Genomic DNA, 22,977 nt, shown 5'->3' with positions numbered 1-22,977 from the left:
GATGACCACTTTTCCTAGACAATATTTTCGCTTTCTCAGCATCCGGAAATTGAGACTAAACCCTTCAAAGAAATCATTGGGCGTCACTGATAACCGACCGTTTTTGCCAGTGGGGTTCATGTAATTAACATTTACTTAAAATAACCTGGGAATCGAACGCCTTTTCCTCCTACCTTTAGTGGAAGAGAGGGGGAGATTAAATGAAAATTAATTTAAGAAAAGGAGACATTTAGGGTATGTGTCCAAATAACTATGGTAATGAAAGTATACAGTCGAATAAAAGTTCTATGTTGTCCCGTAAAGAGATAAAAGCCATTGAATCCTGGATATCTCAAATGGATGATCAATTTTTTATATCCGCGTATCAAAAAGCGGATATTGCAATAAATACGTTGAAATTCAAATATAAAGTGATTGGACAGGGGTATAATCGAATCGTCTATGATCTCAATAATGGCTATATATTAAAAATTGCACTGTCTGATGTAGGATTAATAGGCAGCGCAAATGAAGCCTACATTTATAATAACTGCAATAAGGAGGTCCAAAAGTATATTTGTCCGGTTAAAGAGTTTGGGACCGGCTGGATTATTATGAAGAAGATGGAGATTGATATACCAAAAGCCATCATGGAATATACGAAATTAATCGAGTTGAAATTAATATTCCTAAGTTACGGCATCATTCCAATAGATTTGCGGTTAGCTAATGTCGCATTCTCCAAGGATAATGAAATGGTTGTCATTGATTACGGTCTATTCACCATGGATCTCAAAAGCCCTGTGTTGCGCTGGATATTTAACGATGATTCTTTATAAAGATAGATGATGGAAAACGAATTGATGCAATGGTAATGACATTGCTTTTTTAGAATCTGTCCCTATATCAGCGCGCCCCCCTACTTAAACAGGGGGGATTTTTAATACTATCTTTATAAATTAACACTTATCCATTTTCGTTTTTTCACTTGAAAATAAGATTATTAAATTACACTTAATTACTGCTTTAATTGATTTAATTCCTGAACGCACGTTTGGACAAGAGTTACCGCCTGGCTCATCGCCGCTCCCCCACCAAATGCTGCAGTAACGCCAATAGCTTCAAGAATTTCTTGTTCTGAGCATCCTTGATCAAGACACCCTTTAGTGTGATATATAATACAATACTCATCTTGAGAATAAAGGCTTATGCCTAAAGCAATAAGCTGTTTTTCTTTCTTAGATAAAACACCTTCTTTAAAGCACTCTTCTGTAAAGGCATTAAATTGTTCAGCGAGCTTAGGCATTTTCTGAGTAAATAAACCGAGTCCAGCTTTATATTCTTGAAGGGCGGCTTCTGTAGAAGTTCTAGATTCAAATTCCATACATAGTTCAGCTCCATTTCAATAATTCTTTAATCCAAAATTAGTATGAGCTAAACACAAGCTGATTAATCAAAAACGATGTTAATTTAAGGCTGTTTTCCAACAGATTGTTGCTTTTAACAATTTTGCAAGCATAGAGTGGATTGTAGCGGAAGGCACTTGACTCCTGCGGGAAATAGAGGAAAGTTCGAGACCCCGGAGACACGAAGCGTTGAGGAGGCTCGACTTCCTCCCCGCGGAAAGCAAGTGCCTGCAGCGGAAAGGAACGGTTCATTAATTAAAAAAACAACAAACTATGCGAAAACAGCCTAATTTAATTAGCAGCTTAACGAAGCAGTTAGATTTCCATTTATCCTTCTATATCAAGTAATCATATTTTTCCATTGATTGAAGTATCGCTTTATTGTTCCGGTAATAAAATAGTTTCTAAAAAGGAGTAGGTTAAAGGTTTCCCCTTTTGCTAAGTGATAAGTGATAATCGTAGTTGTAGACGCACTAATTCCGTTCCATGCACTGAAAACTATGTAGCCTCTTGTAAACGAATAAACGCTCAAATTAATTTTTAAGATTCTTTCTTATCGGGATTATATGTTGAGCTAAAATCCAAAGATATAGTTAATACCAACAGTTGATAAAGGATATATATACCTATGTAGGCTCCGGTAAATAAGAAAAAGGGGTTTAAGAAAACAGCGTGGATATTCGTCATAAATACGCTTTTATTTTTAATAATTTCAAGAATAGATAGAGAAGCAATATTTCCAAAAATAAGTGTCGAGATGATAGCACCTATATTAAATATTAAACGGAACTTCATCCAGAATTTCTGTAAGATAAACATGCTTAAAGGGATTACAATACTTGCTAGGACTAAAAAAATAATCATAAAAAATTACCTTCTTTATATAGTTAGAATTTTTTATCCCACATTACCGGAAAGTCACTCCTCACCTAAGGCTTAGAAGATTCTACGAAGCGTAAGTGGGGAGTGATGCCAATATCTTGAATTAGTAATTGAACACAAGTAATTCTAATGAACTAAACCTTTTAAAAATTTCACATGTTCTCTGTCCTTATCCAATATCTCTTCAATCAATTGACGACTTTCTACATCTAAATCACCTTTTACGATTTCTTCTGATATATGAATTCCATAATAATCTTCTCCCTTTAATGCGTTATCTATTATTCCGACCGTTGTATCAGGTATTTTGAAAGAGCCTATGTAGCCTTGAATGGAACCGATAATCCCTTCATCATCTACTGGCCTTCCCCCAAGGTTTTGAATTCTTTCTGCTACCTTTAAGGCGTGATGTTTATGATCTTGTTGAATCCTTTGAAATTCTTTTTTTGTGTTCGGGTCGTTTAATTTCTGTATGTGATGTTCATAAGCATGAATACCCATATACTGTCCTTTTAAAAAAGCATTTAATGTTTTTACTACATCGTTAACTTCCATAATAAACACTCCTTTATTTATGTATTATTTGTCTAAAAGTAAGTACTATCCATTGCTAAAATTGGACGTATTATTTTTTACTTGCTCCAAGAAAATACATAGAAACGGTAGGGTTTAATTTGAAGAATAAGTGGAATAGTACATAGAAAAGGAGTGAAAATCAATGAACCAGCAAGATTTAAAAAAACAAGTACTGAAGATTATCTCAAATCATAGAGCGGGCGTCCTATCAACCGTGGAAAATAACAAGCCTCATTCACGATATATGACGTTCTATAATGAAGACTTAACGCTATTTACACCAACGCAAGCAGATGCTGAGAAAATAGACGAAATAGAAAAAAACCGATCCGTTTCTGTCCTAGTGGGGTATGAAGGCAAAGGCATGGGCGATACCTATGTTGAAATTTCCGGAACATCCATAATGAATGATTCGGAACATTTGAAAAAACAATTCTGGGATGAATCATTTAAAAAATGGTTTGATGGCCCTGAAGATCCAAACCTTGTGTTTCTGCAAATACAACCTGAAACGATCCGTATCTTAAATAATAATGGTGAACCACCCCAAGAACTTAATTTGTAATAACCGCTAAAATATCGTTCATACAATCCATTCTTTTCTTTTATTTAGAGGATACGAAATGTATCCGTAATTTCCGAATTACGTATAACTACTAAATTAGAAACGGGGTATCGTTTATTGGGAGTTGAAAAAAGGGAGCTTTAGATATAAAAAAAACGCTTGAATCAAGCGTTTTTTGTTTTCGTTTCATTAGTAAAATCAATTTAGATTAGGAGCTTAATAGTTCATTCATGGAACTCAATACATGATCTATTGTTTCTTCACCGGCTTTTTTCCAGCGGCTTTTATCTCTTACATACCCATCATTATCCAAGGGCTCTTGAAATTGATTAAGACCTGTGGTGGTGGTCAGTAATGAGTTTTCATCATAGTCTAGTCCAAAATTCACTACATGCTTGATAACATAAGGTGTTCCAAACTCAATAAATGCATTAGAATGATCCAAAGCACCATCCAAAACATTGAAAGGGATTCGTAAGTAAATGGTTTCCCCACCTTCCCGCCATAAAACAGTGTCGAATTTCCCTTGGTCATACTCAAAATTACTGCAGAAACTACATCCAAAAGAGTTAAAGATTTCTCGTACAAGACCAAAATAGGCCTGTTTTCCCTCAATACCTGATTGTAATTTGATCATCATCATTCACTCCTGAGAAAAATGTTATTACTATTCTTAACAAAAAGCTGAATAAGATACGATCAAGATGCTCTTGTTTTTTATGTGACGCAATATATATTGTAAATTGACACTCTAGGTTAGCGAAAAATAAAAAGCACAAGTGGATTGATACCACTTGTGCTTTTTTTGTACGTTCAAAGTAGACCTTTTTGAAAATCGTGCAAAGTTGCCGTAGTAATGCCTTCTGACATTTGTTTATTTGTCTTCGCATTATTTATCCCGGTTTAACAGGCTGTAATATCCCCACCTCAATTTTTGCGAGAGAATCAAGAAATAAATAGGTGGGGGATAAACAGCCTGTAAATCCCCGATTGGTTCAACTAACCCTCAGTGGGGGATGAAAACCCCACTGAGGGAAGTTTCACTTTATTGAGCTAATGAATGGTTAGAATGACTTTGTTCTTCTTGTTTATCTTTAATAACGATTAAGACTCCCAAGAGAATTAAAATAGAGCCTATCCAAAAGGTGATACTAATCGTTTCCCCTAGTATTAACCATCCTAATAATGTTCCAACAACGGGTTGAACGAAAAAGAAAACTCCCCCACTGGAGGCATTTAGCATTTGTAATCCACGACTCCATAATAGAAATGCAGTACATGTTGATATGACACCTAAATAAATTAATCCTCCCCAAATGGTTGGATTAGTTAATTCATTTATATCAATTTGTGGTAATTTTGTTATGACAAAAGGAGTTAGAACAACAACAGCAATTAAAGTAGCATAGGTTGTAACGACAATTTGTGAATAATCACTAGGTATACGTTTTATAAGTACAGACATTAATGCCCATGTTAATGCTGCTATAATAAGTGATACTCCACCAAGCATGCTAGACATATTAATATCATCAATTCCAACAATGATAATCACACCAATAGTGGCTAAACTAACTGAAATAGCCTTCTTTAAAGTTAAACGTTCTTTAAGGATTAAACTAGCAAACAAAACCATAAATGCTGGTGTTGTAGAAGTTATAATAGCACCCATTTGTGCAGTAGAAAGCATTGTACCTGTTTCTTGTGTAACAATGGAAATGACGTACCCTATAATTGCGATAGCAACGATAATGCCAAAGTGACGTCTATTAATTCTCCAATTTTGTCTAGTCAAAAGGCTAATAATGACTAATGCAACTAGTGCTATTAAATAACGCATCCATACAAGTTCTAATGGTGGTATGACTGCCACTAATATTTTAACGACAACATACATCCCACCCCAGATACTCGAAGCTAATATTAAATATAAAGAACCAATAAGTGTATTTTTCATTTTTATACCCTCCGTTTTAATTTAGGCTTTATATGCCCTAACGGAGAGAAGCACCTATTATAGTTATCTCTCCATTAGAATGGGAGAGAGCTACTGGTACATCATTTTCGAATAATGGAGTCCAATACATTTTGATTCACCTCTAGTCCAATCTAACTGTAAATCTGTATTTTATTGTAGCAAAGATTATTAAGCCTGTTTTATCAGGCTGTTAAAGAAATTCCTGTACTGAGAGTTAGATTGTGAAGAATTGTAATTAAAGTAATTGGTGCTTCTGTTCCCAAAAGCATTGAAGTAAGTAAAATTCAAAATTAATAATATTTTCCTTTCATACGATTCACTCCAATAAAAAAAGATAATAAGAACGGTTAAACTAATAATAGAAAACTAATCATCATTTTTCTTTACTAAGTTTAAGGTTCTTTTTATCCAATCTTAATGTTTTCGATACATTTGCGGAGGTTTCCCTACGCATTTCACAAACCACCTAGTAAATGAGGAAGAATTTTCAAAGCCTAATTCTTCACTTATGCTCGTCATCGACCATGATGTCGTTTTTAATAATCGTTTAGCATCATTTAAACGTAGTTCGGTGATATAAGCTTTAGGACTTTTACCTGTTTTTTGTTTAAACCATGATGAATAATATACTGGATGGTAATGCTCAATTTCAGCCAATGTTTCAACTCTAATGGACTCCTTATAATGTTTGTGAATAAAGTCAATAGAAGGAGAAGGTGATGTCCGTAATTTTTGAGCCACATATCTAGTCAGATCATTTAATGCAGATGTTGTGTTCCCTTGATCCCTTGCCTCTTCCAATAATAAAAACCTTATGGAAGACCATTGTTTGTCTAACTTCATATACATACTCTCTGTTTTACTAGGTAAATAATGGTTTGGGATATCTAAGATTAAAAATTCATTCCTGTCAGTAGAACGATAAATATGATTGCACTCAGGAGGCAGATAAAAGCAGTAGTCTGAGTTAAGGTTGATTTTTTGCCACTTCGTTTGTAAGTCTAAGGAGCCTTGTAATGGAAAGAGGAATTGACCAAAATCATGTTGATGAGAATCAAATTCTTTGGAATATGTTCTTTTTTCACAAATTACTTGTTTACCACTCTCCACCATCTTAATCCCCACCTCACTCGTAATTTAATCTAGATTATACCATTCATTTGGTAATTAAACTTAATCAAAACTGTATATTGTTATAGGCTATCAGGCGGTCCCAGTTTTGTATTTCTCTTATTTGTTAAAGATAAGGGAGAATTTTATCTGGATTAACAGACCTCTATCCCCACATTCGCTTTTGAGAGAGTCACAGGAGTTTCCCTTTATTTTTAGGCGTGAAAGATTTACTTTCTTTTCATCTTATGATACATTATCCAATAAACCAAACATCCTACGTTTAAAAAGGGGTCTCGATCAAGTAATGATAAAAAAGACTAAACGTCTCACATTAGTAGAACAAGTCGCAATTCAAATGGAAGATTTAATCGAAGCTGGACAATGGGAAGTAGGGAGTAAAATTCCGGCAGAGCCAGAACTTATGGAAAAGTTTGATGTGAGTAGAAATACATTACGAGAAGCGATTCGTGCTTTAGTTCATGCGGGTCTTCTAGAAACACGGCAAGGTATTGGCACGACGGTGAAATCAGCGAGTACTCTCGGGTTAGCATTAGAGAAGAAAATTCAAAAAAGCGACCTAATGGAGACTCTAGAAGTTCGGTTAGCTTTAGAGAAAGAAGCTGCAAAGCTATCGGCAGAGCGAAGAACGATGGAGGATTTAAATATTATAGAAGAATGTTTAACGAAGTGTAAGGAAGCGGCTACAAATAAGGACTCCGATTATTTTATAAATATGGACATTGAGTTTCATAAATCGGTTGTAAGAGCTACTCATAATCAAATGTTTATTGAGTTGTATGATCATATTACCGATGCTTTACAAAATTCTGTGCATGAAAATATGCGTGCAAGACGTCAATTAGAAGATGAATATGCCGTTCATACAGATCTCTATGAAGCGATTCGAGTACAAGATGGCCATGCCGCTGTTTTATGTGTAGATGCTTATTTAAGGAAAGCGAAAGACTCACTATACACAATGATGGAGGGATCAAATTGAGTAAGCCAGCTTTACAACTGAACAATCAGCATTTATCAAAAGGGCAATATTGGTTATTGCTAATAGGCATCATTTTTATTGGGGCGAATTTGCGGGCGCCGATCACATCTGTCGGTCCGTTATTATCTACGATAAGGGATGAGTTAGGTTTATCTCACTCAATGGCGGGCAGCATAACAACTGTTCCATTAATCGCCTTTGCCTTGCTTTCGCCATTTGCACCGAAAATCGCCAAAAAACTTGGGAACGAAATGACTATTTTTTGGGCCTTTCTCGTCTTAACGTTCGGTATCGCTGTCCGGATTCTTCCAGGGGCAAGTTTCTTGTTCCTCGGAACTATATTAATTGGGCTTGCGATCGCAATTTGTAATGTGTTGCTTCCAGGTTTGATTAAAGTGAATTTCCCGTTACAGATGGGATTAATGACAGGAATCTATGCCGTAGTTATGAATGTGTTTGGTGGTTTAGGTTCTGGTCTGAGTGTGCCACTTTCATCTCTAGGAAATATGGGATGGCGGGGTTCTTTAGCCGTTTGGGGGATTTTATCAATTATTGCGATTATCATTTGGAGTTTTCAACTAAATAAAAAACACGATATACATGTAAACGGCAAAAAGAGCAAAGTGAGTGCAAAAAGCATGTGGAAATCTCCGATTGCCTGGAGTGTTACAGTGTTTATGGGCTTGCAATCGCTCGTTTTTTATACATTGATGACGTGGATGCCTGAAATTATTCAAAGTTATGGCTATAGTATTAGTGCATCGGGGTGGTTACTTTCCTTATTGCAATTTGCCATTATTCCAATGACATTTATTATTCCAATTATTGCAGGAAAGTTGGAAAATCAGCGGCTGCTATCATCCATTACAGCCATTTTATATTTGATCGGTTTTTTAGGTTTATTTATTGGTGTTTTCTTGCCAGTATGGGTAATTGTTATTGGTATAGCCAGTGGAAGTGCATTCGGCTTATCGATGATGTATTTTACTTTACGAACAAATGATAGTCAACAAGCTTCTGAATTATCAGGAATGGCTCAATCCATTGGCTATTTATTGGCAGCTTTTGGACCGATTGTTTTTGGTTGGCTTCATGACATTTCAGCTGGATGGCATGCGCCACTGTTTCTTTTTTTAGTACTGCCGATTATTTTCTTTATTGCCGGCATAGGGGCTGGTAAAGGTTTTATTGAAGAAAAGGTGTAAAGATTTTATAGGCTGTGTAGGATAAAAGGTAGAGAACACATGCATCATCTGCGTGTTCAGCAAAGAAGTTACCATTTAATCGAGAATGTTTTTGATACATTTCCTTCTTAATAAATTGGAAGAATAGCTGAATGAGAATTTTGTTCAAAATAAAACTATGAATATTTTGTTAATGATAGAATAAAAATGTAAGTATATGAGGGGGATAAAAGTGTATAAATATCTTCATTCTTTTTCTATTATTTTCTTTGGAATCTGTGTGCTTTTAGGTTCTTGGTTTATTTCGCAATCATTAAAATCAAATCAAGATAAACAAGAAAAGATATCAAAAGGGGAGCAATACAGGTATGAACTCCTTTCACCGAATGAAAATAACCTGATCATTTTTGATAAGCAAAGCGGAGATTATTGGAGAAAGTTCATTGAAAGTGGTGAAGGACCTACTGAGTGGGAAAAGCAGCCATCGCCAATTTCTGAGACTTTAGAATAAAATATATTCATGAGCGTCTGCTCTTAAGCCCATCGATGAAATAGGTTCAGATTCTCAAATTATATAACCTTATGAAGGTGGCGGTGCGGAGCTGATTTTGCAAAGCCCCGCCCCTTTTCCGCTAACGGTGGCTAAGAGCTTTTTCGTAATTGACGAAGATTCGTTGGTTACATTAACAGACTCAAAAGTTGATTGCTTTCACTGTAAATAAGTGCTACAATCACACTAATATAAATCGAAAGGGATGATGGGTGGACGATGGATAACTAATCTTATTTTTTAGAATTTGAAATTTTATATTTCGAATGATATTAAACTAGGATTAGTCTATCCATTTTCTACTATCCCTTGAGCTATTACGTGAGATAGCTTATTTAAGTACGGTAAAAATGCGACTAATCCTTCCAAATGAATTGGGAGGATTTTTTTATTCTCCCTAAAAAGAGGGTGGATTTTAATGAAAGAATTGCTGCAGTTACAAAATGTGTGCGTTGAAATCAAAGATCATATAATGTTTGAAAACGTAAATATCACCGTACAACAAAAGGATATTATTGGAGTTATCGGTAAAAACGGTGCCGGAAAATCTACTTTGTTGCGGGTATTGAACAAGGACTTTTTACCGACAGAAGGACATATTAAATTTTTACAGAACGATCTTAAAACCATTATGGTTGAGCAAGAAACCGAATCGCATTCTTTTGAAGAGATTACTCCAAAAGAAGTTACATTATTAGAGAAATGGCATGTTCCAATTCATGATTTCTCAAAATTAAGTGGTGGAGAAAAATTAAAAGCGCGACTTGCAAAAGGACTTGCACAAGATACAGACCTGGTACTATTAGATGAACCGACAAACCATCTTGATGAGCAAAGCTTAAAAATCCTAATTAACCAGATAAAAGGTCATAAAGGTACCGTTATTCTTGTATCGCATGATCGTTATTTTTTAGATGCTGTTGCAACAAAAATTTGGTCCATTGAAAATAAAATGCTTATTAGTCACAAAGGAAACTATTCTAGTTATATGAAATTTCGAGAACAGAAAAGACTCACACAGCAACGAGAATATGAAAAACAGCAAAAAATGGTTGAACGTATTGAAGGTCAAATGAATGAACTTACTTCTTGGTCAAAAAAAGCTCATGCACAATCGACGAAAAAAGAATTCCCTAAAGAATACTACAGGGTAAAAGCAAAGCGCATGGATGCACAAGTAAAATCTAAACAAAAGCGTCTTGAGAAAGAACTTGAAAAAATAAAAGTTGAGCCACTTGATTCAGAATACAAAGTGACCTTCTCGATGAAAGCAAATCATAAAGTAGGAAAGCGCTTCTTAGAAGTTAAAAATTTAATGAAATCATATGACGGCAGAACGCTTTTTAAAGACACCAATTTTACGATACAGCATGGTGATAAGGTTTCAATTTCTGGTCCAAATGGTAGTGGGAAAACGACATTATTGAAAGTAATACTCGGACAGGAAACTGCCGAAGGCGATATATGGACTTCACCATCTGCAAAAATTGGCTATTTAACTCAAGAAGTATTTGATCTACCACTTGAACAAACTCCAGAGCAGCTTTTTTATAAAGAAACCTTTGAGGCGAGAGGAAAAGTTCAAAATTTAATGAAGCATTTAGGATTTTTGGCTTCTCAATGGTTAGAACCAATTAAGAATATGAGCATGGGTGAACGTGTGAAGTGTAAGCTAATGAAGTATATTCTAGAAGACAAAGATGTGCTTATCTTAGATGAACCAACGAATCATCTAGACTTAGCTTCGCGTGAACAACTGGAGGACACGTTAGCACAATACAATGGGACGCTTTTGGTCGTATCGCATGATCGCTATTTCCTAGAAAAAATAACAACTACTAAACTCGTTATTATGAACAATCGTATACACAAGCAATTGAATGAAGTGGCGTCTCATAAAGATAATAAGGAAGAAAGACGCTTACAGCTTGATACAGAAAGACAAGAGGTTTTAGGAAAACTTAGTTTTATGACCCCAGATAATAAAGAATACGCAGAACTTGATCTGAGATTTAAAGAGCTTTCGAAACAAATAAGAGAGCTTTCCTAATGAAAAAACTTGTTTCATAAAAAGGTGGTGGCCTCCTAAGGGATTGACCTCGCACTCAAAAGGGGGTTGTTCAACAAGATATTAAAGATGGCTGGTGAGGAAACGTTCGCACGAAGAAGGAAGTGACCATAGTAGCAGAATATATGGAAGGTATGGGTGGAGCAGCTGTAGAAATTGATTCAGCGCAAAGCTTCATATCTTCTTGTTGATTAGGTTTTTAATTATCTTTGTGGTGTTAGAGGTGTCAACATCGTTGATTTTATTAGACAAGTAGGGGCAATTTTGATAATTGTTTTTGGGTTAATTATTGTTGGAATTTTTTACTCGAAATTTTTAATGATGATTAGGAAAATCACTTTAAAAAATTGTCCATTGGGTTATATAGGCTCTGTTTTAATTGGAGTAGGATATCTACTGGTTGGATACCTTACGTTGGGCTATATTAGGTTCTGTTATGGCTCTAGGTTATCTACTGTCAAGGCTTAATCTATACGATTACTTATATACTTGATTTTCGATACCTTTCTTTACCATGTCATTTTTCATTGGTAAATCAGGATAAATAAGATTACAATATCACTCGATTTGGCGGTTACCTCACAATTATTATGTGAGTTGTCTTGTTTTTTATTGGATGACTAAAATCACATCATTTCTAAGAAATCATGTATTTGGAGTCTTTTCCGGTTTTTAATACATAACAAACAGAGCATCCAAAAACTAATCAAAACTCAATTTCAGCTGAATCTAGGGTACTTCCCAATTACATTAAGACCCTATTTTCCGACTTCAGTCTGTGATGTTTGAGAAATATTTTTCCTGATAATAGATTCCTTTAGGTTAATGACTCAATATACTATTAATTGTGTACGTTAAATACTATAAAAACAGTAAATACTACAAATAAATAAGTATTTTTGGAGTGGTTAGTTATGTCGGATTTTATAGAAATTATTGTGAGGACTATTTTTGCTTTTTTTCTTTTTATGGTTATTGTCAATTTCTTAGGGAAGCAAACCTTATCAAGAATGACCTTACATCATTTTATTGCAACGGTAACTTTTGGTTCAATTACAGCTAATCTTGCTTTCAATCTTCGTAACGAAGCCTGGCAAGTGACGACTGCGATGATCACCTTTTTTTGCATTACTTTTGCATTGTCAATCATCACTTTGAAAAGCAGAAAAGTGAGAAAATGGTTATCTGGCAAACCAACTGTAATCATTGAGGACGGAAAAATTTTAGAAGAAAATCTAAGACTGCTTCGCTATACATTGGATACGTTAAATCATGCGTTACGACAAAAAGATGTATTTGATATTCAAGAAGTACAATATGCAGTTGTTGAGCCAAACGGTGAAATATCGATTCTTAAGCACCCCCCATACCGTTATGTGACAATAAAAGATCTTAACATTTTTATAAAAGAGGGCAACCATTTTCCTATTGAACTTATTATGGAAAAACAAATATTGGACAAGAATTTAGCTAATAATGGATTAACGAAAGACTGGTTATTAAGTGAACTAAGAAAGAGGGGATTAACGGTGACTAGCGTATTTTATGCTGTGAAAGGAACGAATGGTCAATTGTATTTTGATGTTTACAATGACCGTCTTACTTCTCCAATTGATAATGAAACCGGATATCGTTAATTATGTGAATTTTCACTTTACCAGATTGTTTAACAAAAACCTTTAAATTACTAACTATTGACATGCACTTATGGTAAATTGTTCTTGTTGATATCGTACATATTTGGAGATGGATACTTTTGTATAACATAAAGTTAAGAATGGTATGGATAATTCCTAATGTACTTTGTTACTTAATATTTGTTGGCTTGAAGAAATTATATGATCAAGTAAATGATGAGCAAATTAAGCAAACAGCCATGGATTTGATTGAAACTGAAGAAGATAGCAAATATCGTAAGAAGGATCTGTCTGTATGGAAATAACAGATCCTATCCCCTATTACGGGAAAGTCGAAGCTGTCTTTTGGGCAGCTTTTTTTGTATGAAGGGCAGGGGGCAGGGCTAATCATTCAAGTCTACTAAGAATTGATATTCATGGTGCAACCAATAAAAAAATATGCGACAGTATAGTGGAAGGAAGGTTCGGTATACAAAAATTAGACAAATAAATAAAAATCGTAGAAAGGCGTATATCAAATGAAATTTAAGTATACAGTTTGTTTTTTAAAACAAGGTAATAGAATTCTGATGTTAAATCGAGAAAAAGCACCGATAATGGGTATTTGGAACGGCGTTGGTGGAAAAATTGAGGGCGATGAATCTCCAGTACAAGCTGCACTTCGCGAGGTGTGGGAAGAAACAGGAATTCGATTAAACCATTTTTTCTCTGAAGGAGTAGTAAAATGGACGACTTCAAATGGTTCAGTTGATGGCATCCATGTGTTTCTTGCTGTAATAGACCAATCTTTAGACTATCCTACACCAATAAAGACTAGAGAAGGAATTCTAGATTGGAAAAAAATCGATTGGATTTTGGATTCAAATAATCTTGGCATCCCAGAAAAGGTACCTCACTACTTACCATTATTAATAAATGATGAAGGATACCATGATTTTCATTATGAAGCTGGGGGACCAGATATGAAAAAAGCGAGAGTAGAGAATGAATAAATCTTCCGACCACCATGAGTGAAGAAGTTATACTACTAAGTGAATAAAAAGTCGAACAGATATTGTTGTCAGGACTACTATGTGCTCGACTTTTTTTAGTTTATTCCTCATTAACGTCCAGTAAAATCCATGGTTGCCTCAGGTGCAGAAATAAGATCATCAGCTGTAAATAATAAAAATTTTAAAAAAACTCCCCCTGTTTAACTACTTGCCTACAATCGTCGCATACCAAACAATTTGAACTGGAAATAGATTACTAATTATTTTTGAAAGTACTCTAAAAGTATTGCAAATGTAGACGATAAAAATAAAGGTATTGTTAAGCTGGTTTTTGAATATTTCAAATTTCAACAATTAAATAGGGGGCATATATATGAAAAAAACTAAAGATACCAAGTTTCGTTTTAGCTTGAGGAAGAAATTAATAATAGTGTTTTTAATCATTTTATTAGTACCAAGTTTTTCAATAGCTATATTCTCTTATCAAAGTTCGCAAAATAATTTAGATCAACAAATGATGGAGACGGCGCAAAAAGATGTAGGGATCATTAATCATTCAGTAGAGCAATTCATTCGTTCACATATAGAAGATGTCAATTATTTAGCGAATTCAGTTGTCATTTCTAATATTGTCGAAGATGATGATTTTCAAATGAGAAGATTGCTAGATACAATACAGAGCGACAAAACAGATGTTGAACAAACATTTATAGCAACAGAGAAAGGGCAATTTATTAATTCGCCGTCTACAGTAAAAAATCCACCTGGTTATGATCCAAGAGTGCGACCTTGGTATCAGGATGCGATGGCTAATAAGGGTCAGATACTTATTACAGATCCACGCGTATCGCTAGCGACTAAACAAGTCGTCATTACGATAGCCAAAGCAACGACCGATGGAAAAGGGGTTGTTGCTGTTGATCTTAAATTGGGGAGTTTTATTAATTTAGTCAATCAAATCAAAATTGGCAAACAAGGTTATTTATATGTAATCGATAAGAATAATCATTATATTACCCACCCGAAGATTGAGGTTGGCACAAAAGTAGAAGACGGTTTGTCCAAAAAATTGCAAGCGGCTCAATCAGGCAAGTTTAATTATGTAGCAAATGGGGAGTCGAGGAAATTAGCGTTTTCAACGAGTGAATTAACAGGTTGGAAAATTGTCGGCAGTATGAATCAAAGTGAAGTAGCTGATGCAGTTAAACCTATTTTAAAAACAACATTAATCGTCATAAGTATTTCGATTATACTTGGAGGCTTATTGATTTTCTTCATCATTCGCTCAATGATTCGTCCAATTACGGAGCTAGTCGGGGCGGCGAATAATTTGAGTCAAGGCGATTTAAGTGTTCAAATCAAGTCGAAATCGCAGGATGAAATCGGTTATTTAGCGACAGTGTTTGAGCAGATGAGAAAGGGCCTTAATAAGGTCATTTTGGAGGTACGGGAAAAATCAAGTACACTAGCAGCATCTTCTGAGCAATTAAACGCTAGTACAGAGCAGAACACGTCTGCAACGGAACAAATTTCTTCATCTATTCAGGAAGTTGCTGCAGGTATGGAGAGTCAGTCTAACCAGATTGAACAAAGTTCAAGAATGGCTGGAGATATGTCAGCATCGATTCAATATATTGCTGCTAGTTCAAAAGAGGTTTCACAAACAGCAGCTAATGCATCATCGGCTGTTGCAGTAGGAAACAAAGCGATTGAAACAACTATTGGACAAATGGAATACATTAAGAAAACAGTAAATGAATTATCAAGCAGTATCCAAGTTTTAGGTAGCCATTCACAAGAAATTAGTAAAATTGTAGATGTTATTACAAATATAGCCGATCAAACAAATTTACTTGCGTTGAATGCAGCGATTGAGGCGGCTAGGGCAGGAGAGCATGGCAAAGGATTTGCTGTTGTTGCAGATGAAGTACGTAAACTTGCAGAACAATCGGCACAATCAACTGATCAAATTAGACAAATGATTGGATCGATTCAGAATGAAACAGCAAATGCGGTAAAATCAATGGAATCAGGAACAGTGGAAGTAGACAAAGGAATTGAAGTAGTCAGCGATGCAGGTTCATCGTTTACGGAAATTACAGGTTTCTTCAATACCATATCGGAACAAATCGAACAAGTCACATCTAAAATCCAGGATATTTCTACTGGTACGGAACAATTTGTTTACACTTTTGAAGAAGTTGCAAAAGTAGCAGACGCAACAGCAGGTGGCGCTCAAAATGTTTCAGCATCTACACAAGAACAATTAGCTTCTATGGAAGAAATCAGAAGTTCTGCGGCTTCTTTATCACAAATCGCCGAGGAATTGCAGGATATTGTACAGCAATTTAAACTGTAACATAGGCAAGTGAACATATAGAAAGACTTGAAGAGGTAGCCTTAAAAAAGTATGACCTCACATCCTATACTCTGTTTATTAAGAAATAATACTAATAAACGATTGAGTAGATGTGAGGTTCTGGACTTTTTGTTATGGGGCTGCCTCTTTATGTATAGACTGAGAACATCATGTCTTTTCAATGAAGTGCACTTTGAAAAAGATAGAAAATAATGTTTCAAATGGTATTAAATGAAGATAATAATAATCAAACAAAGCAGCTGAAAGATTAAGCATAAACAGGCTAACTTTAAACTTTGTCGAAAGAATTGTTTCAATATTAAACAGTATAATATTTTTTGAGATAAAATAATTAAAAACTGTTGCATTTGAAAACGGTTTATCTTAATATAATGATTGCGAACATTATTATATATAATTTAAGTTTCAAAAAGGGGTTAATAGAATGAGGATTAAAGCAACACTAGATCGTGTTCCAGGAGGAATGATGGTTGTTCCGTTATTACTAGCTGCAACTATCAACACATTTTTTCCTGGCATATTAAGAATTGGTGGCTTTACAGAAGCATTATTTGTAAATAGTGCCAGTGCATTAATTGCTTTATTCCTATTAATAGCAGGTACTCAAATCACATTTAAAACAGCCGGTTCTTCTGTTGGTAAAGGTGTAACACTTTTAGTTTTTAAATGGGTACTCGGCTCTTTAGTCGGTCTCCTTGCTTTTTGGCTTGCGGACGATAATGGATTATTTTTAGGCTTAGCACCATTAGCTATTATTGCTGCTATGACGAATTCAAACGGTGGCCTTTATATTGCTCTTGCTGGTCAATATGGGAAAGAAGATGACAAAGCTGCTTATCCATTTTTAGCATTAAGTGATGGACCATTTTTAACAATGGTTGCCTTATCCATTTTTGGTACTATGGGCTTCGCCAATGGTATGTTCTCGCCAATGTCTTTCGTTGCTGTATTACTTCCATTAATTATCGGTATTGTTATCGGGAACTTAGATCCGGAAATGGGAGACTTCTTAAATAAAGGTAGCGACAAGCTAGTTCCTTTCTTTGCTTTTGCTCTAGGTATGGGAATTGACTTTAGTGCCATTATTAAAGGTGGAATTAGTGGTATTTTCCTTGGTGTCATTACTGTTGCACTAACTGGTGGAATTGGGTACTTACTTTTCAAATGGATTGGTTGGAATCCGATTGTTGGTGCTTCTGAAGGTTCAACAGCTGGAAACGCAGTTGGAACGCCGATTGCAATTGTTGCTGCCAATGCATCATTTGAACCAATTGCAGAACTAGCAACTGTTCAAATTGCAGCAAGTGTTGTAACAACTGCTATATTATTACCGCTGTTTATCGGGTTCTTAGCAAAACGATTAGATAAAAAAGCCGTTATGGCTAAAGCTAGTTAAAAGGTTATTAGAACTAATATCGTTGAAAAGTAAGAGCGTTATAATTTCTCTCTTCTTTTAAAATGATAAATTGTATTTTCGGAGGAGATCGATTATGAAATTAGCTATCATCGCAGATGATTTGACTGGTGCCAATGATAGTGGGGTTCAATTAGCTCGTCACGGTTTAAAAACGACTGTTTTATTTGATATGGACGAAACAAGCGTTAATAATTATGAAGCTGTTGTTTTTGATACGGATAGTCGTTCGATCGATCGAAAAGAAGCATACGAAAAAGTGAAACAAATAGCAGAGTTTCTCAAAAATGCTGGTTTTAAAAATATTTTCAAAAAACTCGATTCAACAATGAGGGGAAATATTGGTGCAGAAATTGACGCGGTATATGAGGTTATGAAACCTGATTTCGTCATGATTGCACCTGGCTATCCTAAAAACAATCGAACGATTCTCCAATCTACACACTATTTAAAAGGTGTTCCATTAGGAGAAACAGAGATTGCAAAAGATCCTAAAACACCTATAACACAATCATATTTACCCGAACTTTTAAAAGAACAAACAAAACATCCAATTGGATCGATTACAGTTGACGACTTAGAACAAGGGGAACAATTTGTTCAAGAAAAAATTAAGGATTATTTCCAAAAAGAAATAACATACCTTATCATTGATTCAACGGAAGAACATCATCTTAAACAAATTTTGGATTACACTAAAGAATTAGCCTATCAATTTACTTGGGTCGGTTCTGCTGGGATTGCCAATTATCTTCCTGACTACTATGGTATCCCAAAAAAGGATCAAGAATTGGCTATTCATACAAACACGAATCCAACACTTACGGTTGTTGGTAGTGTGAATAAAAACTCTAGAGCACAGATGAAGGTGCTGTTAGAAAAAACAAATGTCTACGCAATCCCATTCGAATCCTATAAAGCGATTGCTGAGGATACGGAAAGAACAAGTGAAATCAGAAGAGTCTACCACGAAGCCATGCAAAAAGCAGAAGAGGGACTAGATGTTTTGATCTATTCCACAGGTGAAAAAGAAGATATTGAGAAAGCATGGGGTACTGGAGAATTAAAAGGACTTAGCCATACTGAAATTAGCAATGAAATAGTAAAAGCAATAGGTGCGGTTTGTTCTGTGCTCTTAGAATCAGGAATTTTCACAGGTGTTACGATGACTGGTGGAGATACGGCAAAACAAATCTGTACTTTATGGGATGTCAAAGGTTTTGAATTACTAGACGAACTTGAAATAGGTGTTCCTATTTCTAAGTTTTTAGGGAATGATAACATTTATGTAGTCACTAAAGCTGGTGGTTTTGGTGCAGAAGATGTTTTCATTAATGCAATAAAAAAATTAAAGGGGGAAAAATGAATTATGAAACCAATTATCGGAATTACTATGGGAGACGCTGCAGGAATTGGTCCTGAAATTATCGTTAAATCACTTAATCACAAGGAAGTATATGACAACTGTAACCCATTGGTTATCGGGGATGCAAAAATTTTAGAAAAAGTCAGCCCGATTGTTGATTCAAAAGCAACAATCAATATGATTAAAGATCCTTCAGAAGCTAAATTTGAATATGGAACAATTGATGTAATCGATTTAGATCTTTTACCAGTTGACCAACCTTTCGGAGAAGTTTCAGCTGCTGCTGGAGATGCTGCATTCCAATATTTGGCTAAATCAATCGAGTTAGCAAAAGAACAAAAAATTGATTCAATCTGTACAGCTCCTTTGAATAAAGAAGCGTTGCATAAAGGTGGTCACATCTACCCAGGACACACTGAAATTCTTGCTGATTTAACAGATACAGAAGATTTCTCAATGATGTTAACAACTCCTAACTTAAGAGTAATCCATTTAACAACACATATGGGATTAATTGAAGCGATTGAAAGCATCAACCCAGAAAGAACTTATAAAGTTGTTAAATTAGCACATGATACATTATCAAAAGCTGGCTTTGACAATCCTAGAATCGCGGTTTGTGGTATTAACCCACATGCTGGTGAAAATGGTTTGTTTGGTAATGGCGAAGAAGAAGAAAAATTAATGCCTGGTATTGAACAAGCGAAAGCTGAAGGAATCAATGTAACTGGTCCACTTCCAGCTGATACATTATTCTTCAGAGCTGGCAGAGGCGATTTTGATGTTGTCGTTGCTTGCTATCATGACCAAGGACATGCTCCAGTAAAAGTAATGGGCATTGAAGAAGGCGTTAATATTACAGTTGGCTTAAAAGGCGGCATTATTAGAACGTCTGTTGACCACGGTACAGCATTTGATATTGCTGGTAAAAACATCGCGGATGATAAAAGTATGTTAGCCGCTATTAGATCAGCGATTGAATTAGCACCTAAAAGATAAAAAACTTCCATCAGTGGATACTGAGGATACGTGTAAACTCTAAAACGTGTAGAATATTCTATTCGTTTTAGAGTTTTTTTGTGGAATACTTTATTTGTCTTTCCTTATTTTGTGAAAGCGAACTACTATTATTTGTTAGGGTAAGATGAATATTGGGGTAGTTAAGTAGATAGAGGGAATAGAAATGCCGTAATCGAATTACACAACGCCTAAAAAAGAACCTCACTAGAAAGTAAGGCCTAAGGTAGCCGATCGATTATAACAAGGTGGATAGAAGCGATACTTTTTTATATAACGCAAAAACCTCTTTATTTTGCACTTCCCCTGCCTGATTGAATTGCCCTTCCATATCGATCATTAAATCAGCCAATTGTAGAGCTTTTTGTCTGTCAGAAATATTGCTGCTGCGAATGATCGATTCGTACTTCTCATTGTACTCAGCTAGTGTCATTTTATAAGTCCTCCTTAAAGTGATTTAACTCGTATTTAAATCTTCATTTGTTTATCCGAGGTATGTGTTCATGTTACTTTTATAAGGCTAGCAATCAGCTATTTGTTGTACTTTCATGTATTAATATAAGTATTTCAGTCATTATAGATTGTTTTTTTATGCTACTTGCCATACTAGTACCCGTTTTATAAACTAGTGAAGTTTATCGGGCTGAACGAACATTATTTAATCTAGTATAGCATGATTCCCTACTTACTTCAGTAATAAGGAAAAATGAATGGAATGATTTTAGACAAATTCATATTTGAATAATTCCATTGGTTATTACAAGGTGAATGGATATAGAGGAGAAAAGGGCCTCTAGCTTTTGAAAGAGGAGAGAAAGAAAGGGGCCGTCCCCGCAACTCTAAATTCAGTATAAGATAAGTGTTATGAAACACTACCATCTGAATTAGAGTGCAAAGTCAGCCCCTTTTTACAAATTTTCAATACGAGGTTTACTGCTGATTTTCAAACAACAACTTTACTTTAAAGTCTTGGTAGATGTGGTTCTGCATCAAGTCAAACACTTTTGATTCCAAATCTTGAAGGTCGTCTTCTTCAAGGTTTTGTTTAGGTTGAGGGTGAAACCACTGAATGCCATCATCGTGAAAAATACCATGGTAATGATCGCCTTCAAAGCTTAGCGTAAACTGTTGCCGTTCATGAATTTGATCTTCAAACAACGGCTTAATTTTAAAATCTTGATTAATGTGGGTTAGCATCAAGTCAAACACATTGGATTTCAAAACTTTAATGTCCTCTTCGTCAAGCTTAGTATGTGGTTGAGGATGAAACCACTGAATGTCTTCATTGTGGAAAATCCCTTGGTATGTGTCCCCTTTAAAGTTTAGTTTAAATTGCTGACGTTCATGAACTTGATCCTCAAACATTGGTTTTATTTGTAAATTTCGATGGATATGGTCTTGCATTAAATCATATATGTTGGCTTCCAAATTTTTCAGGACTTCTTCTGCAAGTTTAGTATGCGGTTGAGGATGAAACCACTGAATGTTGTCATCGTGGAAAATCCCTTGATAAGTAGCCCCTTCAAAGCTAAGTGTAAATTGCTGACGTTCATGAATCTGATCTTTAAACAATGTTTTAACTTTAAAATCTTGGATCATATTAAAAACCTCCTAAAATTTTTTATTCCGTTTGGCACAATTTAATGTAAGTAGAAGAGAAAGGTAAGTAATGACTAAATCACCTTCGTAGTTATTTCATGTTTTGATCAATATTCAAAATGTCTCCATTTAGTGCGGCGATATCGACATCATATTCTGTATCTTGATTGAAAAAGGAAATTTTGTATTTTTAGCTTGTGATTTTCAATCGTTTGAGTATTAGTTACTAAACCGCCTTTTGTTTTGTCTAAGGCAATCGTCTTTGCTTTTCATTCGTAATGGTTCAATGTAAATGGCGGTCTATTAAATGCCATCTAGGTTTTCTCTATAGTTGAATCATACCGACTTGAGTTTAAAGAAATAGAAGAGTTATCTTAAAGTTTCCTTAGAATTGTAGAAGAAAGTGCAACTTCCAATTATGTGATTGATCCCAATTACGGGTAGTAAGGTCCCACGGATGGATGTTTAACTGTATAATAATGGTAGTTTTAGAGAATACGTATAAGGAGAAGAAGTTATGCCGGTTATTGCGAATCAACAATTAATTAAAGCGCCAATTGAAGTATGTTTTGACTTAGCGAGGGATGTGGATATTCATACTGAAACAACATCGAAAACAAAGGAGAGGGCAGTAGGTGGTGTGACCGAAGGGTTATTGGAGGAGGGAGATATTGTTACTTGGGAAGCCATTCATTTTGGGATTAAGCAAAGGTTAACAGCGAAAGTGATAGTAATGGAAAAACCAAATAAATTTGTAGATATTATGGTAAAGGGTGCTTTCCATTCTTTTGTTCATACGCATCAGTTTATCGAGGAATCAGGTGGAACATTAATGATCGATACATTTGAATATAAATCTCCATTCGGTTCAATTGGTGTTTTAGCTGATACGTTGTTTTTGGAAAAGTATATGAAATCATTCATCATATCTCGGGCAAAGGCACTGAAAGAGATTGCAGAGAATATGGCTTAACCGACTTTCTCTAACAGTGCTTTGCTGTGGATTTGTATAAAGGTGAATCATTGAACCTTAATTCGTACTGTCGATAGTTCAAAGAGAAAGGAAGATCTTAGCAACAGTAGAATGGGATTAACAATTAGTGGGGGATAAAGATAACCCCCACTAATTGAAGTTTCATTATGGTATCAAGATAAACTGCAATGTAACTATTAACACTAGATATTGCAGAATCAATGAATAAGACAGTAACAATTAATAATAGTAAAATAAAAAGAATCTTTTTTCATTTGAATGGCTTTCGAAGAAAAGA

At 35.1% G+C, this 22,977-nt stretch carries 21 protein-coding genes and 2 pseudogenes; 15 read left to right on the top strand and 8 right to left on the bottom strand.

Features of this window, described 5'->3' with window-relative positions; translation table 11 throughout:
* Positions 1-236 precede the first annotated feature (236 nt).
* Complete coding sequence (locus tag V179_RS28175) at positions 237-818, top strand: hypothetical protein (RefSeq protein ID WP_051404990.1); 582 nt, start codon at positions 237-239, stop codon at positions 816-818.
* A gap of 179 nt (positions 819-997) precedes the next feature.
* Here V179_RS28175 and V179_RS0116470 read toward each other — a convergent pair whose 3' ends face one another.
* The 3 genes from V179_RS0116470 to V179_RS0116455 form a co-directional block, all read right to left on the bottom strand.
* A complete protein-coding gene (locus tag V179_RS0116470) occupies positions 998-1,363 on the bottom strand; it encodes a carboxymuconolactone decarboxylase family protein (RefSeq protein ID WP_028392455.1) in 366 nt (121 codons plus the stop codon).
* A gap of 562 nt (positions 1,364-1,925) precedes the next feature.
* Positions 1,926-2,249 (bottom strand): hypothetical protein, encoded by a 324-nt coding sequence (locus V179_RS28170; protein WP_051404989.1) that lies wholly within the window; start codon positions 2,247-2,249, stop codon positions 1,926-1,928.
* 144 nt (positions 2,250-2,393) lie between these two features.
* Positions 2,394-2,822, bottom strand: coding sequence for a ferritin-like domain-containing protein (locus tag V179_RS0116455; RefSeq protein ID WP_028392454.1), 429 nt, complete (start codon positions 2,820-2,822; stop codon positions 2,394-2,396).
* A gap of 163 nt (positions 2,823-2,985) precedes the next feature.
* Between V179_RS0116455 and V179_RS0116450 the strand changes: the two genes are divergently transcribed.
* Positions 2,986-3,408 (top strand): pyridoxamine 5'-phosphate oxidase family protein, encoded by a 423-nt coding sequence (locus tag V179_RS0116450; RefSeq protein WP_028392453.1) that lies wholly within the window; start codon positions 2,986-2,988, stop codon positions 3,406-3,408.
* A gap of 208 nt (positions 3,409-3,616) precedes the next feature.
* Here the strand turns inward: V179_RS0116450 and V179_RS0116445 are convergent, their stop codons facing one another.
* From V179_RS0116445 to V179_RS0116435, 3 genes and pseudogenes are all read right to left on the bottom strand, one after another.
* Positions 3,617-4,045 (bottom strand): YugN family protein, encoded by a 429-nt coding sequence (locus V179_RS0116445; RefSeq protein WP_028392452.1) that lies wholly within the window; start codon positions 4,043-4,045, stop codon positions 3,617-3,619.
* Between the two features lie 408 nt (positions 4,046-4,453).
* The gene (locus V179_RS0116440) at positions 4,454-5,365 is read right to left on the bottom strand and encodes a DMT family transporter (protein ID WP_028392451.1); all 912 of its coding nucleotides are present in this window, start codon (positions 5,363-5,365) and stop codon (positions 4,454-4,456) included.
* Between the two features lie 394 nt (positions 5,366-5,759).
* A pseudogene (locus tag V179_RS0116435) lies at positions 5,760-6,496 on the bottom strand (helix-turn-helix domain-containing protein).
* 307 nt (positions 6,497-6,803) lie between these two features.
* Here V179_RS0116435 and V179_RS0116430 point away from each other — a divergent pair.
* The 12 genes and pseudogenes from V179_RS0116430 to pdxA all read left to right on the top strand — a co-directional run bounded on the left by V179_RS0116430 (position 6,804) and on the right by pdxA (position 20,089).
* On the top strand, positions 6,804-7,499 hold the full coding sequence (locus V179_RS0116430; protein ID WP_028392449.1) for a FadR/GntR family transcriptional regulator: 696 nt from the start codon (positions 6,804-6,806) through the stop codon (positions 7,497-7,499).
* Positions 7,496-8,704 (top strand): CynX/NimT family MFS transporter, encoded by a 1,209-nt coding sequence (locus V179_RS0116425; protein WP_028392448.1) that lies wholly within the window; start codon positions 7,496-7,498, stop codon positions 8,702-8,704. Before V179_RS0116430 ends, V179_RS0116425 begins: the two co-directional genes overlap by 4 nt.
* Before the next feature lie 211 nt (positions 8,705-8,915).
* A complete protein-coding gene (locus V179_RS0116420; RefSeq protein ID WP_028392447.1) occupies positions 8,916-9,194 on the top strand; it encodes a hypothetical protein in 279 nt (92 codons plus the stop codon).
* A 457-nt stretch (positions 9,195-9,651) separates the two neighbouring features.
* Positions 9,652-11,283, top strand: coding sequence for a ribosomal protection-like ABC-F family protein (gene abc-f, locus V179_RS0116415; protein WP_028392446.1), 1,632 nt, complete (start codon positions 9,652-9,654; stop codon positions 11,281-11,283).
* Between the two features lie 932 nt (positions 11,284-12,215).
* A complete protein-coding gene (locus tag V179_RS0116410; RefSeq protein WP_028392445.1) occupies positions 12,216-12,938 on the top strand; it encodes a DUF421 domain-containing protein in 723 nt (240 codons plus the stop codon).
* 119 nt (positions 12,939-13,057) lie between these two features.
* Positions 13,058-13,243: a hypothetical protein gene (locus V179_RS0116405; RefSeq protein WP_028392444.1), complete on the top strand. Its 186-nt coding sequence runs from the start codon at positions 13,058-13,060 to the stop codon at positions 13,241-13,243.
* A 213-nt stretch (positions 13,244-13,456) separates the two neighbouring features.
* Entirely contained in the window at positions 13,457-13,930 is a 474-nt protein-coding gene (locus tag V179_RS28165; RefSeq protein ID WP_084552389.1) for an NUDIX hydrolase, read from the top strand.
* A gap of 373 nt (positions 13,931-14,303) precedes the next feature.
* Positions 14,304-15,347: pseudogene (locus V179_RS32515) on the top strand (HAMP domain-containing protein); the annotation flags it as partial.
* Positions 15,342-16,289 (top strand): methyl-accepting chemotaxis protein, encoded by a 948-nt coding sequence (locus V179_RS32510; RefSeq protein ID WP_407637252.1) that lies wholly within the window; start codon positions 15,342-15,344, stop codon positions 16,287-16,289. The pseudogene V179_RS32515 and the gene V179_RS32510, both read left to right, overlap by 6 nt.
* Before the next feature lie 445 nt (positions 16,290-16,734).
* The gene (locus tag V179_RS0116390; protein WP_028392442.1) at positions 16,735-17,706 is read left to right on the top strand and encodes a 2-keto-3-deoxygluconate permease; all 972 of its coding nucleotides are present in this window, start codon (positions 16,735-16,737) and stop codon (positions 17,704-17,706) included.
* Between the two features lie 94 nt (positions 17,707-17,800).
* Positions 17,801-19,090, top strand: a complete 1,290-nt coding sequence (locus tag V179_RS0116385; protein ID WP_028392441.1) for a four-carbon acid sugar kinase family protein — start codon at positions 17,801-17,803, stop codon at positions 19,088-19,090.
* Positions 19,091-19,093: 3 nt separating this feature from the next.
* Positions 19,094-20,089: a 4-hydroxythreonine-4-phosphate dehydrogenase PdxA gene (gene pdxA, locus V179_RS0116380; RefSeq protein ID WP_028392440.1), complete on the top strand. Its 996-nt coding sequence runs from the start codon at positions 19,094-19,096 to the stop codon at positions 20,087-20,089.
* A gap of 256 nt (positions 20,090-20,345) precedes the next feature.
* Here pdxA and V179_RS0116375 read toward each other — a convergent pair whose 3' ends face one another.
* Entirely contained in the window at positions 20,346-20,540 is a 195-nt protein-coding gene (locus V179_RS0116375) for a hypothetical protein (protein ID WP_028392439.1), read from the bottom strand.
* Between the two features lie 497 nt (positions 20,541-21,037).
* Positions 21,038-21,706, bottom strand: a complete 669-nt coding sequence (locus V179_RS29215; RefSeq protein WP_051404988.1) for a DUF5342 family protein — start codon at positions 21,704-21,706, stop codon at positions 21,038-21,040.
* A gap of 517 nt (positions 21,707-22,223) precedes the next feature.
* On the opposite strand from V179_RS29215, the gene V179_RS0116365 reads away from it, so the two are divergent.
* On the top strand, positions 22,224-22,679 hold the full coding sequence (locus tag V179_RS0116365; RefSeq protein ID WP_028392438.1) for an SRPBCC family protein: 456 nt from the start codon (positions 22,224-22,226) through the stop codon (positions 22,677-22,679).
* Positions 22,680-22,977: the final 298 nt, after the last annotated feature.

This window comes from Bacillus cihuensis, from assembly GCF_000504145.1.
In the GTDB taxonomy this organism is placed as follows: domain Bacteria; phylum Bacillota; class Bacilli; order Bacillales; family DSM-1321; genus Peribacillus; species Peribacillus huizhouensis.
The sequence above is the reverse complement of the archived record's forward strand: the minus strand, read 5'-3'. Positions and strand labels throughout refer to the sequence as shown.